Source organism: Halosolutus amylolyticus, assembly GCF_023566055.1.
Taxonomy (GTDB): domain Archaea; phylum Halobacteriota; class Halobacteria; order Halobacteriales; family Natrialbaceae; genus Halosolutus; species Halosolutus amylolyticus.
On sequence record NZ_JALIQP010000001.1, the window covers coordinates 784,790 to 803,431 of the forward strand.

Consider the following 18,642-nt stretch of genomic DNA (forward strand, 5'->3'; position numbering starts at 1 on the left):
GGTCACTCGAATCGGGCGTCGACGACCACGTGAACCACGCCGGCGCTGTGACTTTTGACCCGCCGCCGATCGAGTACCGTTAGCTCTCGATCGGCATCGTCGGCCGCCCGTTCGAGTCGCTCGATCGGCCGCTCCCAGAGTCGCGGTTCGGGCGTCGCCTCGTGGTAGTGGACGACGCCGCCTGGACGGAGCGCGGCGAGGGCGTCGTCGAGGAACGCGTGGGCCTCGTCGTCGCGAGCGTGCTCGTCCAGTTCGTCTCCATCGTACTCGTCTCGCCCTCGGTCCTCCTCGTCGCTCGCGTCGGTGGCGCTCCCGTAGTATCCCATCACGACCCGATCGACCGCGAGGTCGGCGCTGGCGGGACGGCTCTCGCCGTCAACCGGGTGCCGGCCGGCGGGCCCGCCGACGAGGTCCCGGCAGTCGGTCATGTAGGCGTCGACCCGATCGGTCACGTCGTTGCGCATCGCGTTCTCGACGAGATAGCGGAAGGCGGCCGGATTGCGTTCCGTCGCGGTCACCCGCGCGCCGGCCCGGGCCATCGGGAGGGTGAAGTAGCCGATGCCGGCGAACATGTCGAAGACGTGTTCGTCCGCCGCGACGAGGTCTCCCATTCGGGCCCGTTCGGCCTGGTTGCCCGGCGAGAACATCACCGTCGCGGGGTCGAGGCCGTACCGGGTGCCGTGTTCGACGTGGACCGTCTCGGTGTCGCGTTCGCCCGCGACGTGACGGGTCCGGGGCTCGCGATAGGTGCCCGCTTCGCCGTCGTTGGCGATCCCCTCGTCGGCCAGCACGCTGTCGGCCTCGCCGTGGAGTTCGAGTAGCGCCTCGCCGAGAGCCCTCTCGTCGGGACAGTCCTCGGGGATCGTCACGAGGATCACGGACCCGATCACGGCCCACGACCCCGGCGCGGACTCGATCTCGCCCTCGCTCCAGCCCCGATCGGCCAGCAGGTCCGCCAGATCCCGGGTGCGGGGCTCTGGATCGACCTGGCGCACGACGTCGAGCACCCGCGTCTCCGTCGGCGGTTCGGCGACGGGCAGGGCGATCCGATCGGGGGCGCCCTCGCGATCGGCCTCGACCGCCCGCACCTTCCGCGAGTCGTCGTAGACGTCCTCGGCGCGCAGCGACTCGATCGCGGTCTCGGTGCGGGATCGCTCGATGATCGCGGCCAGCGGGGCGTCCGCGTCCGGGTCGGGGAGCGTCGGTGCGAGCGAGTCGCTCGCGTCGGGGTCTTCACTCATCGCGCTCGTCGCTCGCGTACGGGTCGTACGGTTCCGATTCGTCGTCGCCCGTCTCCGGATCGGGATCGGGGAGGATGTGGAGTCCGGCGCGACTCTTCAGCACGGGGACCGTCTCGGCGTCGGGATCGAAGTAGTCCGGCCGGGAGACGGTCTCGGCCTGGTAGGTCTCGGGATCGAGCACCTGAACGGCGTGCTCGTCCTCGACGGTGACGACCGTCGTCTCGACGGCGTCCTTGCGCTCGCCGAGTTTCCGCGCGTCGGGGGCCGCGCCCTCCTCGTAGTCGGCCTCGTACCGACCGCCGGTCGTCACCCGGGTCCCCTTGAGGTTCCCGTGGGCGCTCCGGACGAGGACGGGGCCGCTCTCGTCGTCCGCGAGATCGATCACGTCGCCCGGCGTGTACGGCGGCAGGCGGACCGCGAACGTGACGCGGTAGACCTCGTTGCCGTCCTCGTCCTCGGTGACGAGCGTTTCGGCGTCGTTCACGGTGCCGCCGAACTCCTCGACCATCTTGTTCGCGATCTTCTTGCCGATCTTGTTGGTCGAGACCTTGATGTTCAGGCCGTCGTCGACCTCGCCCATCTCGGTGACGAAGGCGTTCCGATCGCCCGTCGCTTCCATGTCGGCGACGACGGCGTTCGCGATCTCTTTCGCGCGGTCAATCTCCTCGCTCGTTGGCGTCCGATCGTCGGCGCGGATCTGGACGACGCTGGCGTAGTAGTCGCCGGCGATCCGGCCACACCGGGTACAGGTCTGGCGGGCGATCCGGACCGGGACCGTCACCTGCTCTTCGACCGGCGTTCCCCGCACGACCCCGGTAAAGTAGGCGTGCATTCGGATCGTGTTCTCGTCGACCTGCTCGGGTTCGACCTGCCAGGCGACGTCGGTGACGTCGACGTGGACGCCCAGCGCCTCGCTGACCTCCTCGATCGCGACGTCGGTGTAATCCTGCGCGCCGACGTCGACCCACCGGTTCCCGCGGTGGACCGCGCCACACTGGGCACAGACGCGAACGTCGATCCGGTCCGGCGCGTCCACGAAGTCGAAGTCCTCGAAGTAGCACTCGTCGCAGAGATCGACCTCGGTGCCGGGTCGGAGGGGATCCGCGGCTTCGTCGGCGTCGCTGGCCGATCGATCGGGCACCGGATCCCCACACCGGGGACAGAACGCACGCGACTCGCTCATTATCCCCGATTGGTGATTGACGGAGTTAAACGGCGCGCTCTCGCCGCCCGGTGGCCGATCGCGCTCGACGCTGGATCCCTTCGAGGGACGACCACCAGTCAGTAATTCTCACTCTCTGATAACTCTACACGAAACGAGGGGGTCGAACGACGCCGATAACCGCGTCAGACGGCAGTCTGACTGATCGAACCGCGACGTGTCAGACGAGGTTACGTAACGCGGTCTCCATGCGAAACGAGGGGGTTCGTCGCGCCGATCGACGATCGGTCCCGCCGCCGAGACGTCCGCTTCGAGTCCGTCGATCGATTCGCCTCCTCTCACTCGACAGGGTACTTATTTCTCCGGAGCACCTACGAGTCGATATGGACTGGCAGCCCGACTGGGGTCTTCGCGCGCGGATGTTTCTGACGATGTTCCTGCTGTTCGCGCTGTACATCGTCTTCGCCGGCGTGATCACCGCGTACATGGGCGGCACCATCTTCGTCTTCGCGTTCCTGTTCGGCGGGATGACGGTCGTCCAGTACTACTTCAGCGACACGCTGACGCTCAAGAGCATGGGCGCGAAAACGGTCTCCCGCGAGGAGTACCCACAGCTTCACGCCTCGATCGATCGCCTCTCACAGCAGGCCGATCTGCCGAAACCCAAAGTGGCCGTCGTCGACTCGAAGGTGCCGAACGCGTTCGCCACCGGCCGGAACCAGAAGAACGCCGCCGTCGCCGTGACGACCGGCCTCCTGCGGACCCTCGACCGCGACGAACTCGACGGCGTCCTCGCGCACGAACTCGCCCACGTCAAGAACAGGGACATGATGGTGATGACCTTCGCCTCCCTGCTCGCGACGATCGCGTTCATGGTCGTCCGGTGGGGCGCGTTCTTCGGCGGCGGCCGGAACCGGCAGGGTGGCGGCGTCGTCGTCGCGATCGTCGTCTCTCTACTGGTCTGGATCGTGAGCTACATCCTGATGCGGGCGCTCTCGCGCTACCGCGAGTTCGCCGCCGATCGCGGCGCGGCCGCGATCACCGGCAAGCCCTCGGCGCTCGCGTCGGCCCTGCTCAAGATCTCCGGCGAGGTCGACAAGGTCCCCGATCGGGACATGCGCGAGGAGGCCGAGATGAACGCCTTCTTCATCATCCCGATCAAGTCCGGCATCGTCGGCCGCCTGTTCAGCACCCATCCGTCGACCGAGCGCCGGGTCGAACAGCTCCGGGACCTCGAACGCGAGATGGAAGCGTTCTGATACGGTTTCCTGTACGTTATTTCCGGCGCAACCGCCGCCCGGATCGCGGTTGCGCCGGTAAATCGGTACAGCAATCCGTATGAGTCGACTGCCGGTCACGACGACCGGCGATCGAACTGCCGGCGCGCCCGTCGTTATACTACCGGACAACAGTCAGTGAATACTCGATCGCGTTTCGACGGCTGTCGTCGCTGACGACAGCGTCTCGAGTGCGATCGATGTATGAACCGTTTTGTCCGGCAGTATTACTCCGGTGGGATGCCGTACGGCCGGGGACGTCGCGGGGGCCGCTTCCCCACGTAGAACGCGAGAACGACGAGCCCGCCGATAACGGGCAGGAGAAAGAACCCGACGGCGAATCCGACGGCCCACATGTCCGCGGTGTCCATGGCTCGCGCTCTCGCGTCGCGATAGATCATCGCCGCGCCGAGGAGCGCGAGCACCGCAGCGACGGGGAATCCGATGTCGATACTGATGCCGACCATACTGGCCGTTCAGACGACACGACGATACCGTTTCCGTTCCCGGGCAACCGAATAGCACCATTTGAAGGGATCGCCCCCGTTGGCCCACGTATGGGACTGCTCGACGGACTCCGTGCCGTGCTGGGGTTGCGCGCCGAGGCCGACGCCAAACGGGACGCCGATCCCGACGACCTGTTCGGGATGAGTACCGCCTACCTCACGATGGAAGCCGATCTGGGCTACGAATCGGCGGACGTCGGTGCGCTCTGTTTCTCCGGCGTCGACTCGAGTAGCTTCCGCGAGGCCGTCGACGAGGTCGAGGCGATCCTCGAGGCCGGTCGCGAGGAGACCGGCACCGAGTTCTCCGTCTCGTCGGACGAGCACGGCTACCACTGGGTCGTCCTCGAGGACGAGGACCCGGAGGACCTCGTTACGAGCATGCACTTCGCCGCGGACACGTTCATCGAACACGGCTACGGGTCGCGCCTGCTCGCGGCCGTGTTTGCCTACGAGAAAGGCGATACCGCGCAGCGGTATCGAGACGGAGGCGGTGGAACCGCCGGAGCGGATGGATCGGCTTACTGGATCTACTCGTTCCGCCGCGGCCGGTTCTACCCGTTCGCGCCCCGTCCCGGCCGCGAACGCGACTCGAGCGCGGAGTTCAAACTCGAGGCGGCACTCGACGGCGAACTCGAGATCGAACGCGAGAAGGAGTACTGGTACCCGCTGTGGCCGAGTTCGGGCGGGAAACACCCCTGGGAGTGACGAAGCGGCGTTACAGGCGATCGTCGCCGATCGACCGGTCCCAAACTGTGTTGGAGACACTGGTATGTCCGTTTCCACGGTACGGAAACGTACGGCAGGGCGGCCGACGCCACCTCATCCCCACCCCCATCACGCAACTGCGCCATACACCAGTTGCCCCGTCCTGTCCGTACCCCTTACCCCACCCACCCCACTCCTTTCCGAGGACCCACGACTCACCAGCGGCGAATCCGTCGGCCCGGACCGGTTCGCGGCCGCCCACGACAGATCGTATCAGTGGCTACTATAGGGCCGCGTTCGGTACGCCCCACCAGTGACCGACTGGAACCAGTTCAAGGGCGATCGCGCGAACGCGGGCCTGCAACGCGACCTCGCCGGCCCGTACCGGGTCGCGGAGGCCTGGACCGCCGACCTCTCCGGGCCGATCCGATCGTCGCCGGTGCTCGATCGGGACACCGTCTACGTCGGCACGAGCCACGGTAACCTGTTCGCGTTCGATCGGGAGACGGGCCGTCGGCGCTGGGTGTTCGAGACCGTGACGGCGATCGACGCGACGCCGATCGTCACGCCCGACCTGGCGTACGCGGGGACGGCCGACGGCACGATCCACGCGATCGATCCCGGCACCGGTGAGGCGGTCTGGGAGACCGAACTCCCCGGCGACCTCACGACCTCGCTGTCGCTGTCCGACGGCCGACTGTTCGCCGGCCACGCCGACGCGCACGGGGTGTCGGCGATCGACGCGGACACGGGCGAACTGCGCTGGAGTCACGAGACCGGCGGGTCGGTCGTCGGCTGTCCGGCCGTCGACGACGATCGGGTCTACGTCGGGACGGCCAGGGAGACCGTGGTCGCTCTCGCGATCGAGGACGGCGCGGTCGAGTGGGAGGTGCCGGCCGACGGTGCGGTCGCCGACGGCCCGACCCTCGCCGACGGGCGCGTGTACGTCGGTGACGACGACGGAACGTTGCTCGCGCTTTCCGCCGAGACCGGCCAGTCGTGGTTTACCTACGAGATCCGGGACGCGTTCACCTCGTCGGCGACGGTGCTCCCCGACGAGGAAACCACGTTCGTCGGCGCGGCGGACGGCTACCTCCACGTCACCGACACCACCTTCGGCCGGCGCAAGGTCCGGGGCTGGCTCTTCTCGAAGCAGGGAATCGCCCTCGACGGCGAGATCCACTCGAGTCCGGTCGTCACCGGCGACGTCTGTCTCGTCGGCGATTCGTCGGGATCGCTCTACGGCATCGACGTGGCGGAGTTCGACGTTCTCTGGCACTTCGGGACCGACGGCGCGATCACGAGCACGCCCGCGATCGCCGCGGAACGGCTCTACGTCGGCAGCGACGACGAACGACTCTACTGTCTCGAGTGGGACGCCGACGAGCCGAAACCCTGTTCCGGACTACCGTGAGCCGTTGACGGCGCAACCGTACGGCGGTTCGCGGTTGTGCCAGTAACTCGTTACAGCAGACCGTACGAGTCGCCTCTGCCCGGTCCCGACGGCTGGTCGTCTCTCGACGCGATCGCTCGGTTTCGCCGGTCGACCCGATCGGAACGAGTCCGGAAGCCCGCCGCTTGCCCCCACTTTCACTTTCACTTCCCTGTTAACGAGGCTTTATGAGGGGTCCGGCACAACGCGTTGGTATGGCAGACGCAGACCTCGAGACGCTCCCTGGCGTCGGACCGGCAACCGCAGACAAACTCCACGACGCGGGCTTCGACTCCTTCCAGAGTCTCGCCGTGGCCTCCCCCTCCGAACTGTCGAACACGGCGGACGTCGGCGAGTCCACCGCGGCCGACATCGTCAACGCCGCCCGCGACGCCGCCGACGTCGGCGGCTTCGAGACCGGTTCCACGGTCCTGGAGCGACGCAACGAGATTGGCAAACTGAGCTGGCATATCGACGAAGTCGACGACCTGCTGGGCGGCGGGATCGAGACCCAGTCGATCACCGAAGTGTACGGCGAGTTCGGCTCCGGCAAGTCCCAGGTCACCCACCAGATGGCCGTCAACGTCCAGCTTCCCAAGGAGGTCGGCGGCCTCCACGGCAGCGCGATGTTCATCGACAGCGAGGACACGTTCCGCCCCGAGCGGATCGACGACATGGTCCGCGGGCTCCCGGACGAGGCGATCGATGCCGCCCTCGAGGACCGCGAGATCGAGGGTTCGGCCGACGACGAGGACGCCGTCGACGAACTCGTCGAGGATGTCCTCGAGAAGATTCACGTCGCGAAGGCGTTCAACTCCAACCACCAGATGCTGCTGGCGGAGAAGGCCAAGGAACTGGCGGGCGAACACGAGGACAGCGAGTACCCGATTCGGCTCCTCTGCGTCGACTCGCTGACCGCCCACTTCCGCGCGGAGTACGTCGGCCGTGGCGAACTCGCCGACCGCCAGCAGAAACTCAACAAGCACCTCCACGACCTCGACAAGGTCGGGAACCTCTACAACACCGCCGTCATCGTCACGAACCAGGTCGCCTCGAACCCCGACTCGTTCTTCGGCGACCCGACCCAGCCGATCGGTGGCAACATCCTCGGCCACAAGTCGACGTTCCGGATCTACCTCCGCAAGTCCAAGGGCGACAAGCGGATCGTCCGACTGGTCGACGCTCCGAACCTCGCCGACGGCGAGGCCGTCATGCGCGTCCAGGACGAAGGGCTGAAGCCGGAATAACGCCCACAGACCTCAGCGTGGGTTTCGGTCGTTCCGCCCCTCTATCGAGACCGTGTTCGACTCGCCGTACGCGACGGTGACGTCGTAGTCGCAGTAGCCGAACTCCACGCGCCCGGCGCGGCGTCGTGCTCGGCCGCCGTTCGTCGGTGCGAACAGTTCTTCGAGCGCTTCGGGATCGATCACGTTCCACAGCGGCGGCAACGTGCGGACGTCGACGCCCTCGGCGTCTGCGACCGCGGTGACGATCGCGTCGGTGATCGGCTCCGGCTGTTCGTCGCCTCTCCACGTCCCGGTGATAATCATCGAATCCAGTATGTGATTGACTATCAAAAAGCTATACCCGAACGAGTCGCTACCCTGCCGCTATCGGATCAGAGACGGCGTCGACGAGACGATCCTGGGCGATCGTCGTGAAAATCAGTCCGGACGTTCATACGGTCTGCTGTAACGAGTTGCCGGTGCAACCGCAGGATTGTCGCGGTTGCACCGGAACTGACTCGCAGTAGTCCGTATCAGTCCTCGGTCGTCGTCTTCTCGACGTCGAGTTCGCCGCGGTAGATCTCCGCGCCGTCCTGGGCGACCTTCTCGGCGAGGACCGCACACTTGACGCGCATCGGCGAGATATCGACTCCGAGCATGTCGATCACGTCGTCGCGGTCCATCTCGAGGAGGTCGTCGATCGTCGTCCCGGCGAGTTCGGTCGAGAGCATGCTCGCCGAGGCCTGGCTGATCGCACAGCCGTCGCCGGAGAAGGCCACCCGTTCGATCGTCTCCCCGTCGTCCTCGAGGCGGACGTCCATCCGAATCTCGTCGCCACACATCGGGTTCTCGCCGACGTGGGTAAACGTTGGATCCTCGAGTTTCCCGTAGTTCCGGGGGTTCTTGTAGTGGTCGAGGATCTGCTGTCGGTACATATCGGAACCCAGTCCCATCGTTGGATACGGGTAGGCCAGTGAGTTGTAAAAGGGTTCCGGGGCCCCACGGCGGCGGTCTCGAACCCGGGACGGTCGACGGTCCAGACCGCCCCTCCCGACTACCGCTCGCCCGCCGTCTCCGCGTCGAACTGGGTGACGAACTCGCGGACGAACGCCGCCCGATCGGTCGCGAGGTCCCGGCCGACGTCGGTGTACATTCGCGCCGGCAGGTCGAGGATCTTCTTGTGAATGTGGTTGTACTGGGTGGCACCGGCCGACGTCTCGTCCTCGGCGACCGGGACCGACGGATCGTGAATCGGCGAGCCCAGTTCGCCGCCGTACGCGAACACCCGGGCGATGCCGACCGCGCCGAGCGCGTCGAGGTTGTCCGCGTCGCTGAGGAGTTTCGCCTCGATCGTCTCGGGTTCGACGTCGTTCGAGTACCGGTGGGCCCGGATGCAGTGCTGGACCGCGTCGATCGTCGTCGCATCCGCGCCCACGTCCTCCAGAATCTCGCCCGCCTCCCGCGCTCCCCAGGTCGCGTGGTCGTCGATCTCGCCGCGATCCTCCCGCGATCGACCGACGTCGTGAAGGGCGACGGCGAGGTGCAGGACCCGCTCGTCGACCGGGTCCGGGTGGCGATCGGCGAGCGTCTCGGCCAGCGCGTCGACGCGCTGGACGTGGTGCCAGTCGTGGGCGGGGGGCGCGTCGTCGAAGTACGGGCGGGCGCGATTTCGAACGTCCTCGAGCATGCGACCCTCGTTCTCGGGGATCGGTGAAAAAATACCCGTCACTGACGTGTGCCGATCGTCCGGCCGGACGGGGAACGCTAACAATCGGCGACTGCGACGTGGTACTCGCTGTCGTTCTCACGCGAACAGTTGTCGCGCGTCGTCCAGCGCCGCGATCAACTTGTCGACCTCCTCCCGGGTGTTGTAGACGTAGAAGGATGCGCGAGCGGAGGCCGCGATACCGAGTTTGTCGTGCAGCGGCTGGGTACAGTGGTCGCCGGCCCGGATCGCGATCGTGTGGTCGTTCAGGATCGAGGTCAGGTCGTGGGCGTGGACGCCGTCGACGTTGAAGCTGACGAGGCCGCCCCGATCGGGGCCGCCCTCGGGGCCGTAGATCTCGACGTCGTCTTCGGCCGCGAGCCGATCGTAGGCGTAGGCGGCCAGCTCCTCCTCGTGGGCGCGGATGCGGTCCATGCCGACGTCCTCGAGCCAGTCGACCGCGGCGTGGAGGCCGACGGCTTCCGCGATCGGCGGCGTGCCGGGTTCGAACTTCCACGGGAGCTCGCCCCACGAGGAGTCCTCGAAGGTGACCTTGCGGATCATGCCGCCGCCGTAGAGGTAGGGGTTCAGCTCCTCGAGCAGGTCCCGTTTGCCGTAGAGGACCCCGATCCCGGTTGGACCGGCCATCTTGTGGCCCGAGAAGGCGTAGAAGTCGGCGTCGATTTCTTTCACGTCGACCGGGCGGTTCGGGACGGCCTGTGCGCCGTCGATGAACGAGAGCGCGCCGTGTTCGTGGGCGAGGTCGGTCAGCTCCGAGACGGGGTTGACGGTGCCGAGCGTGTTCGAGACGTGGACCGCCGAGACGATCGCGGTGTCGTCGGTGACCAACTCGCGGGCGTGGTCCATGTCCAGTCGGCCGGTCTCGTCGACCCGGATGTAGTTCACCTCGGCCCCGGTCCGCTTGCCGATCTGTTGCCACGTGACCAGCGAGGCGTGGTGTTCCATCTCGGTCAGGACGATTTCGTCGCCGGGACCGAGTTCGTCCAGGCCCCACGAGTAGGCGAGCAGGTTCTCGCTCTCGGTCGTGTTCTTGGTGAAGATGACCTCCTCCCGACCGTCGGCGTTGATGAACTCCGCGACGCGATCGTGGGCCTCCTCGTAGGCGATCGAGGCCTCCTGGCTGAGGTGGTGGATCCCGCGGTGGACGTTCGCGTTGGACTGCCGGTAGTAGTCGCTCATCGCGTCGACGACCGGGTCCGGCGTCTGGGTCGTCGCCGCGTTGTCGAGGTAGACGACCTGCTGGCCGTCGAACTCCCGCTTCAGAATGGGGAACTCCTCGCGGATGGCCCCGACGTCGAGCGGTTCGAGTTCCTGGTGACTCATTACCGTCTAGGAGGGACGCCAGACAAAACACTCCTTCGGTCCGCACCCCGTTCTGCCGGTCTCGCGGTCGCGTACCGACCAATGTGCCCAAAAAACCCGGGTAGGGGTACACGGCAGGACGCTTCCGTCGACAGGGCGTGATGGACCTGCCGTGCGTACGTGTACCACACTCGAACGTATACGTGTATCGCCGATCGACGGTCCCGGGTCCGCGCCGACCGACGGCCGGTGGGCCGCGACGGGCCGTCGCGATCGGCTACTGCTGCACTTCGAGGACCCGCACCTCGCAGTCGTCGCAGGTGATCGCGTACACCTCGTGGGAGCGACAGCAGGATTCGACAGTCTCCGCGTCGATCGAGATCGGTCCGTCGCAGGTCGGGCAGCGCTCGACGAACGCCCGGAGCCCGCTCGCGAGCTGGCTCCGCTGTTCGAGCGGCCGTGCCTCCCAGTCGGGCAGGCGATCCTCGAGTACCCGCGAACTCGCGAGGTCGGCCACCAGCGCGGCGTCGGACTCCCACTGGGCGGCCAGCTGCCCGTCGATGCGGGCGACGACGTTTCCGCCCGACACGTCGAGCGACAGTACCTCGGAGTCGGTTTCGAGGAAGTCGGCGACCTGCGACCGGCGATCGGCGTCGCGCATCTCCTCGATCGCCGCCCGCCAGGCAGTCCGGAGGCCGTCGTCGAGACAGAGGTCCTCCTCGCCGTCCGGCGTGGTACAGGGGGTGACGACTCCGTGGTCGAGGAAGTACGTCTCGGGGTCGACCGGCTCGAACTCGTCGGTCGGCGCGTCGCCGTCGGTCCCCGTCTCACGAGTCTCGACGGCTGGACCGCCCGGTTCGGGCGCCTTGTCGAACTTTGCGAGGAGCCAGTCGGGGAAGTACCGCTTCGTCAGCGTCGGCGTTCCCGGAACCAGGTAGCCCCGGAAGTAGATCGCGGCCAGCGAGACCGCCAGTACGATCGGCGCGGCCGGCGGTGAGAGCAGTGCGATCACCGCCGAGAGCACGGCTGCGATCACGACGTTGACGATCGTACACGGGATGCACCGGTTCTCGCCCGTGTACTCCGGCTGTCGGAGGCGATCGAGCGGGTGCGAGCTGTCTACCATACGGATTCAGTACATGTCTCTCTGCAAAAAGCTTGGTGTCGATCGGGCGCGCTGGCGGCGGATGCCCGGTATCCGTCGCGATCTGCCCGCTCGCGCCGCTAGTCCATCCTCAGCAACTGGGCGTGTCGCGTCGCGCCCACGTCGAGGACGTTCGCCTCGTCGACGAACCCCTCCTCGATCGCGAGTTCCACTGCGCGGGTGCCGACGATGTTGGCGACGGAGGCCCGCGCGAGGCTGTCGACGACGGCCCCCTCGTCGACCGGATCGCCGCCGTAGAACTCCTCGGTGACGGTCAGCGAGATCTCTCCCTCGGCGAACGTCTCGCCGAGGACGTCCTCGTCACAGACCGCGACCAGTAACCCTTCCTGCGTCTCGCGTTCGTTGACGATCATGGCCTACTCCAGTCTCCACTCGCCGTCCTCGTCCTGCTGGACGCGATCGACCTGTTCGATCTCCGCGTCGTCCATCGTGCCGGGCTGGCCGCCCTGGCCGTGCATCTCCTGGCGTTCCTCGACGACGCGCTGTTCGGCCCGCTCGCGCATCTCGTTGGCCTCGTCGGCGATCTCCTCGGCTTCGTCGTACTCGCCCAGTTCCTCGAGGATGCGGGCTTTCTCCTCTAAGACCTGCGCGTTGCGCATCCCGAGTCGAACCGCGTTGTCGATGCAGTGAAGCGCCTCCTCGGCCAGGCCGCGCTCGGAGAGGAAGAACGCGCGGTTGAACCAGCCCTCGGCGAACCGCTCGTCGATCTCGACGGCGCGCTCGGCGTGCTCCAGGGCCTGTGCGGTTTCGCCGAACTCCCAGAGCGCGTAGGCGAGATTCGTCTCCGCCGTGGCGGCGTGCTCGCTCGAATCGTCGATCCGGAGCGCCTCGCGGTGGGCCCCGATCGCCTCGTCGTACTCCTCGAGTTCGGCGTGGGCGACGCCCTTGTTGACCCACGCCTCCTGTGCGACGCGATCGTCCTCGGCGAAGCGGGCGGCCCGCTCGAAGGCATCGGTGGCCTGCTCGAAGCGGTTGATCTGCATGTAGTTCAACCCGACGTCGAGCAACTCGGCCGCGTCGACCGCCCCCCGGTCGATGTTCTGCTCGTCGAGCGTGTCGGTGACCACCCGCGAGTCGACGGGGTCGACCTTCGAGGGGTCGATCCCCAGTTCCGGCGGATCCAGGTCGAACTCCTCGTAGGGATCGTCGAATCCCTCGCCCTCGGAGAACGGGTGCTCGCGATCGCCCTCTCGGTCAGTCATTGGGAGAATGGTGGCGGCGACGACTGTTAAGGGCTACGACCCGAACGACGTCATCGAAGCGTCCCCGAGAGCACTTTCGCGGCGACGAGGACGGGATCCCACGTCGTGTTGAACGGCGGCGCGTACGCGAGATCGTAGTTCTCGAGGTCGGCGACGGTCGCGCCCTCGGTGATCGCGCCGACGATCGCGTGGCTCCGATGCACCGCCCCTTCTCCGTACTCGCTGACGAGGCTCGCCCCCAGAAGCCGGCCGGAGTCCCGATCGGCGGTGAGCGTGACGGTGACGGTGCCGCCCTCGGGGTAGTAACCCGCGCGGGACTTCGCCGTGATCGTCTCGGTGACGGGATCGAAGCCGGCGGTACGGGCCGCCCGGGGACCGACGAGGCCAGTTCTCGCCGCCTCGACGTCGAACGCCTTGACGGCCGCGGTGCCGGCGATCCCGCCGCCTTCCGTCGGCGTTCCGGCGACGGTCTGGCCGACCGCGCGCCCGTGACGGTTCGCGGTCAGCGCCAGCGGGACGTACGCCGGTTCGCCCGTGACGACGTGGGTCGACTCGGCGCAGTCGCCCGCCGCGTAGACGTCCGGCGCGCTGGTCTCGCGGTAGGCGTCGGTCGCGATCGCGCCCGTCTCCCCGATCTCGATCCCGGCGTCCTCGGCGAGAGCGGTCCGGGGTCGGACGCCGGTACCGAGCAGGGCCATGTCGACCGGGACCCGATCGTCGGCGGTGACGACGGCCTCGATCTCGTCCTCGCCCGCCAGTTCCTCCACTTCGGCGTCGAGGTACAGGACGACGTCCTGTTCGCGGAGGTGGTCGGCGACCGCCTCGCTCGTCGCGTCGCTGAACCCCGTCAGGACGGCGTCGCCGCGCTGGAAGAGGTGGACCTCGAACCCGTTCGCGGCCAGCGCTTCCGCCATCTCGATTCCGATGTACCCCCCGCCGACGATCCCCACGGGACCGGTACAGGTCTCTAAGTACTGGCAGGCCGGCCCCCGATCGGGCTGCTGGAGCGACTCGCCGCCCCGCGCTCGCGCGACGTACTCCCGGAGTTCCTTCCCGTCGCTCATCGATCCGAGGGTGTAGACGCCCTCGCGATCGGTGCCCGCGATCGGCGGCACCGTCGCCGCCGCGCCGGTCGCGATCAGCAGGTGATCGTACGACTGGACGACCTCGCCGTCGTCGCTCTCGGCCGTGACCGTGCGGTCGTCGGGATCGATCGCGACGACCTCGTGGCCCGTCCGCAGGTCGACGTCGCGCTCCTCGCGGAACTCCTCGGGAGTCACCGAGACGAGGTGGTCGAGCGACTGGATCTCGCCCTTGACGTAGTAGGGGAGGCCGCACGCGCCGTAGGAGACCCACTCGCCCTTCTCGAAGACGACGACGTCCAGGTCGGGATCGTCTCGCTTTGCCTTGCTCGCGGCGGCCATCCCGGCCGCGTCGCCGCCGACGACCACGAAGGTATCGGACATGGAGCCACGTAGACCACCCAGCCCCATTGCAGTGTTGCCGATCGTGCGTTCGCCGCGCAGTACCGGGGTCGCGTCCGCCGTGTGCGGCGTCGCCCGATCGCCGCTCAGGGTGTCGTGATCGATCGCGTCCCGCCACGTCGGCCGCGTCCCGTGCCGACCCACCACCGTTGAATAGCGTTCGCCCCGGAGTCTCCCGTATGCGACTGTTCGTCAGCGTCGACCTGTCCGACGAGTTCGCGGACCCGATCGCCGACCTGCAGGACGCCCTCGCGGACGCGAGCGGCCTCAACTTCACCGATCCCGAACAGGCCCACGTCACGCTGAAGTTCCTCGGGGACCTCGACGAGGACCGTCTCCCCGAACTCGAGGACGAACTCGCCGCCGCGGTCGCGGATGCCGACGTCGACCCCTTCACCGCCCGTTACGGCGGTCTCGGTGTCTTCCCCTCGCTCGACTACATCAGCGTCGTCTGGTTCGGCGTCGAAGCGGGCGGCGAGGAACTGACCCGTCTCCACGAGGCGATCGAGGAGCGGACGACCGCGATGGGGTTCGACGCCGAGAGTCACGACTTCACGCCCCACGTCACGCTCGCGCGGATGGAACACGCCGGCGGGAAGGAGCACGTGCAGGAGATCGTCCAGGAGCGCGACCCGACGATCGGCGAGTGCCGCGTCGAAGAGGTCCGACTCACCGAGAGCACACTCACCTCGGACGGCCCGGTTTACTCGACGGTCGAGTCGTTCCCGCTCGGGTGAGCGGCCGGTTTCCCCGATCTGGACCGCGTTCGACTGGTCTGGCATCGTGCCGGCTGTAGCCGCTCCCTACTGCCGACGAAACCGGGTTAAAACGTCTGTAAACGCGATAGTTCAGGAACTACAGAACTGGGTATCATGTCGGCGTCCGGTGTAGCCCGTCTCGTACGATGGCGTCCGCACCCGATTCCGCGGGCGGATCGATCGATCTCTCCAGGGGGCACCCATGACGGCCGATCCGGACGGCGAGCGAACAGCGAGCAGTCGCTCCGTGACACGCCGGGACGTGGTCGTCGCGCTCGGCGGCGCGGCGGCCGCCTCGACGATCGGCGTCGACGGCGCGACCGCACGCGAGGCCCCGCTCCACGTGCGCGTCTATCCGGGGCCCGTTCCGCTTCGCGCCTGGGTGCGATACCGGTTCCAGGGCATGTCCCGGGACTGGCCACCCCCGTACCGGGCGGCGATGGTGGCCGTCGAGGACGCCTTCGAACAGGTGCTCGACTACGCGCGGGAGCGATCGCGACTCCCTAACGTCGATTTCAGAATCGAGCGCGGACAGCGCGTCCGGTTCCCGCTCACGGCCGCGGACCCGTCGATCGACGCGTTCGTCCCGACCCGGAAGACGGTGCTCGACGTCTTTCGCGACCAGGTGCGCGAGCGCGACGTGGGGTCGGCGACGACCTGTCACCTGTTGCTGTGCTGGGCCCCGTTCAATTTCCGACTGGGCTACGGCGGCACGCACCCGTCGATCGATCGGATCGACCGCGCCGACGGAGAAGGTGCCTACACCGCGGCGAACGTCGGGGCGACGGAACTCTGGGACTCGCGGGCGGTGACCCGTAACATGGCGATCCACGAGACGCTCCACACCTTCATTTCGCCCGACGTCGCCGAATCGGTGGGCGGATCGCCGTGCGATCACAACCTCGGCTCTGCCGTCCGGACCGACGACGCACTTCGCGTCTCGCCGATAGCGACGGCCTACGCCAGCCCCGATCGGTTCGACGCCGGGACTCGCTGGGAAGGCCGCGGGTGTGCGGATCACGATCGGTTCCACCGCCACGACGGCCACGAGGGGATCGATCGGTACGCGTACACGACGCGGTTGAGCGAAGCGACCTGCGAGGCCGTCACGCGGTATCTCGAGCGTCAGCGGCCCCTCTCGTGAACGCCGGCAAGATGGACAAGATTTTAAGCCAGCGTGGGCTACGTCCGGCCACTATGGGTAAGAAATCGAAGGGCAAGAAGAAGCGTCTTGCCAAACTCGAGAACCAGAACAGCCGCGTTCCGGCCTGGGTCATGATGAAGACCGACATGGAAGTCCAGCGGAACCCGAAGCGACGCAACTGGCGGCGCAGCGACACTGACGAGTAACCATGAGTGCCAGTGATTTCGAGGAGCGCGTGGTAACGGTCCCGCTCCGAGACGTCAAGAAGGGGGCCAACCACGAGGCCGCCGACCTCGCGATGCGACTCGTCCGCGAACACCTCGCGAAACACTTCGCCGTCGACGAAGACGCCGTTCGACTCGACCCCTCGATCAACGAGACGGTCTGGTCGCAGGGCCGATCGAACCCGCCGCGAAAGCTCCGCGTCCGCGCGGCCCGCTTCGACGAAGAGGGCGAAGCCGTCGTCGAGGCCGAGGTCGCCGAGTAAACTTGCAACGTCTCGCCTTCGCCGGGTCGGCGTACGTCGGGGTGTTCGCCCGCGCGACCGACTCGTGCGTGCTCGTTCGCCCCGACCTCGACGACGACGTCGTCGCCGACCTGACCGACGAACTCGGCGTGCCGGCGATCGAAACGACCGTCGGCGGTTCGTCGACGGTCGGTGCCCTAGCGACGGGGAACGAGAACGGCCTGCTGGTCAGTTCGCGCGTCCTCGAGACCGAGCGCGATCGACTCGCAGAGGACGTCGACGTCCCCGTCGCGGAACTGCCGGGAAACATCAACGCCGCCGGCAACGTCGTGCTTGCCAACGACTACGGCGCGTACGTCCATCCCGACCTCCCGCGGGAGGCGATTCAGATCGTGACGGACACCCTCGAGGTTCCCGTCGAGCGCGGCGACCTCGCGGGGGTCCGGACGGTCGGCACGGCCGCGGTCGCGACGAACGCGGGCGTGCTCTGCCACCCGAAGGCCACCGACGAGGAACTGGACGTTCTGGAGGAGACACTCGACGTCCGGGCCGACGTCGGCACGGTCAACTACGGCGCGCCGCTGGTCGGGTCGGGCCTGATCGCGAACGAGAACGGCTACGTCGTCGGCGAGGACACGACGGGGCCGGAACTCGGCCGGATCGAGGACGCGCTGGGCTACCTGGACTGACGCCCGTCTTCGGTCCGATCTCGCTTCTCCGATCTCTCCACCAGCCACCACACGCGGCCGCTACTGCGGCTCGAACCGGTGCATGACGACTTCGCTGTCGTCGTCCCACTCGAAGTTCTCGTGGGCGCGCTCGAGCAGTCGTCGATAGGCCTCGAGATCGTCCATTCCTTCGGCCTGCGCGTCCTCGTCGGTCAGGTCGCCCAGCGTACGATCGGTCACCTCGCGCACCTCGAACGTCGTGTCGTCGATCGTGAACGTGTCTCCTTCTTCGGCGTACTGCTGGCCGCGGTGGATCTGCGTGACCGCGCCGTCTCTGGCCCGCTTGCGCATCCGATCGCTCGGGAGCAGGGTTGCGGGATCGATCTCGCTCATGGAGCGTCGTTCGCTCACGTCCCGGAAAACCGTTTGGCCTCCGCACGTGGGGTTTCCCCGACACCGTGGCGCGATCGATCGCGATCCGACCGTCGAATGGGAAGGGAAGATTCTTCCGGCTCCCTGCCGGAGGGGAAGACATGAGTGAGTTTACGGTCAGTGGTCGGTTCAAGAACCGCGACGGATTCGCGGAGTTCGAGACGACGATCGACGCGGAGAACGAGAACGTTGCCCGCGAGCACGCCCTCTCCCAGCTCGGGAGCCAGCACGGGCTCAAACGTACCGAGATCGAACTCGAGGAGGTAGCCCAGCGATGAGCAGTCAACAGCAGCTCCAGCAGCTCTCCCAGGAACTCCAGGAGATCCAGGAACAGATCGAGGCGCTCCAGCAGTCGGTCGAGGGCATCCAGCAGGAGAAGACCGAGGTCGACGAGGCCATCGAGGCCCTCGAGACGCTCGAGTCGGGCTCGACCGTGCAGGTGCCCCTCGGCGGCGGCGCGTACCTCCGCGCGGAGATCCAGGACATCGACGAGGCGATCGTCGACCTCGGCGCCGACTACGCCGCGGAGTTCGAACAGGACGACGCCGTCGACGCCCTCGAGAACAAGAAAGACCACCTCGACGATCGGATCGACGAGATCACGTCGGAGATTTCGGAACTCGAGACCGAGAGCGACCAGCTCGAACAGCAGGCCCAGCAGCTCCAGCAGCAGGCGATGCAACAGCAGATGCAACAGATGGGCGGTCAGGGCCAGGGCCCCGACGAATAGCCGCGTAGGGACCACC

Annotated in this window: 23 protein-coding genes; 11 read left to right on the plus strand and 12 right to left on the minus strand. The window is 67.3% G+C overall.

The genetic code is table 11. The features are described 5' to 3' along the window. Positions 1 to 2 precede the first annotated feature (2 nt). Complete coding sequence (locus tag MUN73_RS03730) at positions 3 to 1,241, minus strand: class I SAM-dependent methyltransferase (protein WP_250139106.1); 1,239 nt, start codon at positions 1,239 to 1,241, stop codon at positions 3 to 5. After that, positions 1,234 to 2,424 carry a 60S ribosomal export protein NMD3 gene (locus tag MUN73_RS03735; protein WP_250139107.1) on the minus strand — a complete coding sequence of 397 codons (1,191 nt, stop codon included), beginning with the start codon at positions 2,422 to 2,424 and terminating at the stop codon, positions 1,234 to 1,236. Before MUN73_RS03735 ends, MUN73_RS03730 begins: the two co-directional genes overlap by 8 nt. A gap of 362 nt (positions 2,425 to 2,786) precedes the next feature. Here MUN73_RS03735 and htpX point away from each other — a divergent pair, with 362 nt between their 5' ends. Continuing rightward, on the plus strand, positions 2,787 to 3,662 hold the full coding sequence (gene htpX, locus MUN73_RS03740; RefSeq protein WP_250139108.1) for a zinc metalloprotease HtpX: 876 nt from the start codon (positions 2,787 to 2,789) through the stop codon (positions 3,660 to 3,662). 245 nt (positions 3,663 to 3,907) lie between these two features. Here the strand turns inward: htpX and MUN73_RS03745 are convergent, their stop codons facing one another. Continuing rightward, positions 3,908 to 4,147: a hypothetical protein gene (locus MUN73_RS03745; protein ID WP_250139109.1), complete on the minus strand. Its 240-nt coding sequence runs from the start codon at positions 4,145 to 4,147 to the stop codon at positions 3,908 to 3,910. Positions 4,148 to 4,237: 90 nt separating this feature from the next. Here MUN73_RS03745 and pspAB point away from each other — a divergent pair, with 90 nt between their 5' ends. The 3 genes from pspAB to radA all read left to right on the plus strand — a co-directional run bounded on the left by pspAB (position 4,238) and on the right by radA (position 7,570). Continuing rightward, a complete protein-coding gene (gene pspAB / locus MUN73_RS03750; protein ID WP_250139110.1) occupies positions 4,238 to 4,891 on the plus strand; it encodes a PspA-associated protein PspAB in 654 nt (217 codons plus the stop codon). A 313-nt stretch (positions 4,892 to 5,204) separates the two neighbouring features. Then, complete coding sequence (locus MUN73_RS03755) at positions 5,205 to 6,305, plus strand: outer membrane protein assembly factor BamB family protein (protein WP_250139111.1); 1,101 nt, start codon at positions 5,205 to 5,207, stop codon at positions 6,303 to 6,305. 233 nt (positions 6,306 to 6,538) lie between these two features. Beyond that, a complete protein-coding gene (radA, locus tag MUN73_RS03760; RefSeq protein WP_250139112.1) occupies positions 6,539 to 7,570 on the plus strand; it encodes a DNA repair and recombination protein RadA in 1,032 nt (343 codons plus the stop codon). Between the two features lie 12 nt (positions 7,571 to 7,582). Here radA and ddfA read toward each other — a convergent pair whose 3' ends face one another. The 8 genes from ddfA to MUN73_RS03800 all read right to left on the minus strand — a co-directional run bounded on the left by ddfA (position 7,583) and on the right by MUN73_RS03800 (position 14,410). Continuing rightward, the gene (gene ddfA, locus MUN73_RS03765) at positions 7,583 to 7,873 is read right to left on the minus strand and encodes a DdfA family disk-determining factor (RefSeq protein WP_250139113.1); all 291 of its coding nucleotides are present in this window, start codon (positions 7,871 to 7,873) and stop codon (positions 7,583 to 7,585) included. Between the two features lie 209 nt (positions 7,874 to 8,082). Then, a complete protein-coding gene (sufU, locus tag MUN73_RS03770) occupies positions 8,083 to 8,502 on the minus strand; it encodes a Fe-S cluster assembly sulfur transfer protein SufU (protein ID WP_250139114.1) in 420 nt (139 codons plus the stop codon). A gap of 101 nt (positions 8,503 to 8,603) precedes the next feature. Beyond that, a complete protein-coding gene (locus MUN73_RS03775; protein ID WP_250139115.1) occupies positions 8,604 to 9,236 on the minus strand; it encodes an HD domain-containing protein in 633 nt (210 codons plus the stop codon). Between the two features lie 117 nt (positions 9,237 to 9,353). Next, positions 9,354 to 10,598 carry an aminotransferase class V-fold PLP-dependent enzyme gene (locus MUN73_RS03780; RefSeq protein ID WP_250139116.1) on the minus strand — a complete coding sequence of 415 codons (1,245 nt, stop codon included), beginning with the start codon at positions 10,596 to 10,598 and terminating at the stop codon, positions 9,354 to 9,356. Positions 10,599 to 10,854: 256 nt separating this feature from the next. Continuing rightward, positions 10,855 to 11,703: a DUF8054 domain-containing protein gene (locus MUN73_RS03785; protein WP_250139117.1), complete on the minus strand. Its 849-nt coding sequence runs from the start codon at positions 11,701 to 11,703 to the stop codon at positions 10,855 to 10,857. Between the two features lie 98 nt (positions 11,704 to 11,801). Next, the gene (locus tag MUN73_RS03790) at positions 11,802 to 12,095 is read right to left on the minus strand and encodes a DUF424 domain-containing protein (RefSeq protein ID WP_250139118.1); all 294 of its coding nucleotides are present in this window, start codon (positions 12,093 to 12,095) and stop codon (positions 11,802 to 11,804) included. Positions 12,096 to 12,098: 3 nt separating this feature from the next. Next, entirely contained in the window at positions 12,099 to 12,944 is an 846-nt protein-coding gene (locus MUN73_RS03795; protein WP_250139119.1) for a tetratricopeptide repeat protein, read from the minus strand. Between the two features lie 50 nt (positions 12,945 to 12,994). After that, entirely contained in the window at positions 12,995 to 14,410 is a 1,416-nt protein-coding gene (locus tag MUN73_RS03800; protein WP_250139605.1) for an FAD-dependent oxidoreductase, read from the minus strand. A 197-nt stretch (positions 14,411 to 14,607) separates the two neighbouring features. Between MUN73_RS03800 and thpR the strand changes: the two genes are divergently transcribed. The 5 genes from thpR (at position 14,608) to MUN73_RS03825 (ending at position 17,485) form a co-directional block, all read left to right on the plus strand. Continuing rightward, positions 14,608 to 15,165 (plus strand): RNA 2',3'-cyclic phosphodiesterase, encoded by a 558-nt coding sequence (thpR, locus tag MUN73_RS03805; RefSeq protein ID WP_250139120.1) that lies wholly within the window; start codon positions 14,608 to 14,610, stop codon positions 15,163 to 15,165. 223 nt (positions 15,166 to 15,388) lie between these two features. Next, positions 15,389 to 16,330, plus strand: a complete 942-nt coding sequence (locus MUN73_RS03810) for a hypothetical protein (protein ID WP_250139121.1) — start codon at positions 15,389 to 15,391, stop codon at positions 16,328 to 16,330. Between the two features lie 53 nt (positions 16,331 to 16,383). After that, entirely contained in the window at positions 16,384 to 16,536 is a 153-nt protein-coding gene (locus tag MUN73_RS03815; protein ID WP_007141389.1) for a 50S ribosomal protein L39e, read from the plus strand. Between the two features lie 2 nt (positions 16,537 to 16,538). Continuing rightward, a complete protein-coding gene (locus MUN73_RS03820; RefSeq protein ID WP_250139122.1) occupies positions 16,539 to 16,817 on the plus strand; it encodes a 50S ribosomal protein L31e in 279 nt (92 codons plus the stop codon). 2 nt (positions 16,818 to 16,819) lie between these two features. Beyond that, positions 16,820 to 17,485, plus strand: a complete 666-nt coding sequence (locus tag MUN73_RS03825; protein ID WP_250139123.1) for a translation initiation factor IF-6 — start codon at positions 16,820 to 16,822, stop codon at positions 17,483 to 17,485. A 60-nt stretch (positions 17,486 to 17,545) separates the two neighbouring features. On the opposite strand, the gene MUN73_RS03830 is transcribed toward MUN73_RS03825, so the two are convergent. Further along, positions 17,546 to 17,857: an ASCH domain-containing protein gene (locus MUN73_RS03830; protein ID WP_250139124.1), complete on the minus strand. Its 312-nt coding sequence runs from the start codon at positions 17,855 to 17,857 to the stop codon at positions 17,546 to 17,548. Positions 17,858 to 17,997: 140 nt separating this feature from the next. On the opposite strand from MUN73_RS03830, the gene rpl18a reads away from it, so the two are divergent. Both rpl18a and pfdA read left to right on the plus strand, forming a co-directional pair. Further along, a complete protein-coding gene (gene rpl18a, locus MUN73_RS03835; RefSeq protein ID WP_250139125.1) occupies positions 17,998 to 18,174 on the plus strand; it encodes a 50S ribosomal protein L18Ae in 177 nt (58 codons plus the stop codon). Further along, positions 18,171 to 18,626, plus strand: coding sequence for a prefoldin subunit alpha (gene pfdA / locus MUN73_RS03840; protein WP_250139126.1), 456 nt, complete (start codon positions 18,171 to 18,173; stop codon positions 18,624 to 18,626). Before rpl18a ends, pfdA begins: the two co-directional genes overlap by 4 nt. Positions 18,627 to 18,642 lie beyond the last annotated feature (16 nt).

Coding starts and splice junctions, on each gene's coding strand:
- MUN73_RS03815 (WP_007141389.1), top strand. CDS start 16,384: ATGGGTAAGAAATCGAAGGGCAAGAAGAAGCGTCTTGCCAAACTCGAG.
- pspAB (WP_250139110.1), top strand. CDS start 4,238: ATGGGACTGCTCGACGGACTCCGTGCCGTGCTGGGGTTGCGCGCCGAG.
- MUN73_RS03810 (WP_250139121.1), top strand. CDS start 15,389: ATGACGGCCGATCCGGACGGCGAGCGAACAGCGAGCAGTCGCTCCGTG.
- pfdA (WP_250139126.1), top strand. CDS start 18,171: ATGAGCAGTCAACAGCAGCTCCAGCAGCTCTCCCAGGAACTCCAGGAG.
- htpX (WP_250139108.1), top strand. CDS start 2,787: ATGGACTGGCAGCCCGACTGGGGTCTTCGCGCGCGGATGTTTCTGACG.
- MUN73_RS03820 (WP_250139122.1), top strand. CDS start 16,539: ATGAGTGCCAGTGATTTCGAGGAGCGCGTGGTAACGGTCCCGCTCCGA.
- MUN73_RS03735 (WP_250139107.1), bottom strand. CDS start 2,424: ATGAGCGAGTCGCGTGCGTTCTGTCCCCGGTGTGGGGATCCGGTGCCC.
- MUN73_RS03830 (WP_250139124.1), bottom strand. CDS start 17,857: ATGAGCGAGATCGATCCCGCAACCCTGCTCCCGAGCGATCGGATGCGC.
- MUN73_RS03745 (WP_250139109.1), bottom strand. CDS start 4,147: ATGGTCGGCATCAGTATCGACATCGGATTCCCCGTCGCTGCGGTGCTC.
- rpl18a (WP_250139125.1), top strand. CDS start 17,998: ATGAGTGAGTTTACGGTCAGTGGTCGGTTCAAGAACCGCGACGGATTC.
- MUN73_RS03800 (WP_250139605.1), bottom strand. CDS start 14,410: ATGTCCGATACCTTCGTGGTCGTCGGCGGCGACGCGGCCGGGATGGCC.
- MUN73_RS03790 (WP_250139118.1), bottom strand. CDS start 12,095: ATGATCGTCAACGAACGCGAGACGCAGGAAGGGTTACTGGTCGCGGTC.
- MUN73_RS03795 (WP_250139119.1), bottom strand. CDS start 12,944: ATGACTGACCGAGAGGGCGATCGCGAGCACCCGTTCTCCGAGGGCGAG.
- MUN73_RS03775 (WP_250139115.1), bottom strand. CDS start 9,236: ATGCTCGAGGACGTTCGAAATCGCGCCCGCCCGTACTTCGACGACGCG.
- radA (WP_250139112.1), top strand. CDS start 6,539: ATGGCAGACGCAGACCTCGAGACGCTCCCTGGCGTCGGACCGGCAACC.
- MUN73_RS03785 (WP_250139117.1), bottom strand. CDS start 11,703: ATGGTAGACAGCTCGCACCCGCTCGATCGCCTCCGACAGCCGGAGTAC.
- sufU (WP_250139114.1), bottom strand. CDS start 8,502: ATGGGACTGGGTTCCGATATGTACCGACAGCAGATCCTCGACCACTAC.
- thpR (WP_250139120.1), top strand. CDS start 14,608: ATGCGACTGTTCGTCAGCGTCGACCTGTCCGACGAGTTCGCGGACCCG.
- MUN73_RS03730 (WP_250139106.1), bottom strand. CDS start 1,241: ATGAGTGAAGACCCCGACGCGAGCGACTCGCTCGCACCGACGCTCCCC.
- MUN73_RS03780 (WP_250139116.1), bottom strand. CDS start 10,598: ATGAGTCACCAGGAACTCGAACCGCTCGACGTCGGGGCCATCCGCGAG.
- ddfA (WP_250139113.1), bottom strand. CDS start 7,873: ATGATTATCACCGGGACGTGGAGAGGCGACGAACAGCCGGAGCCGATC.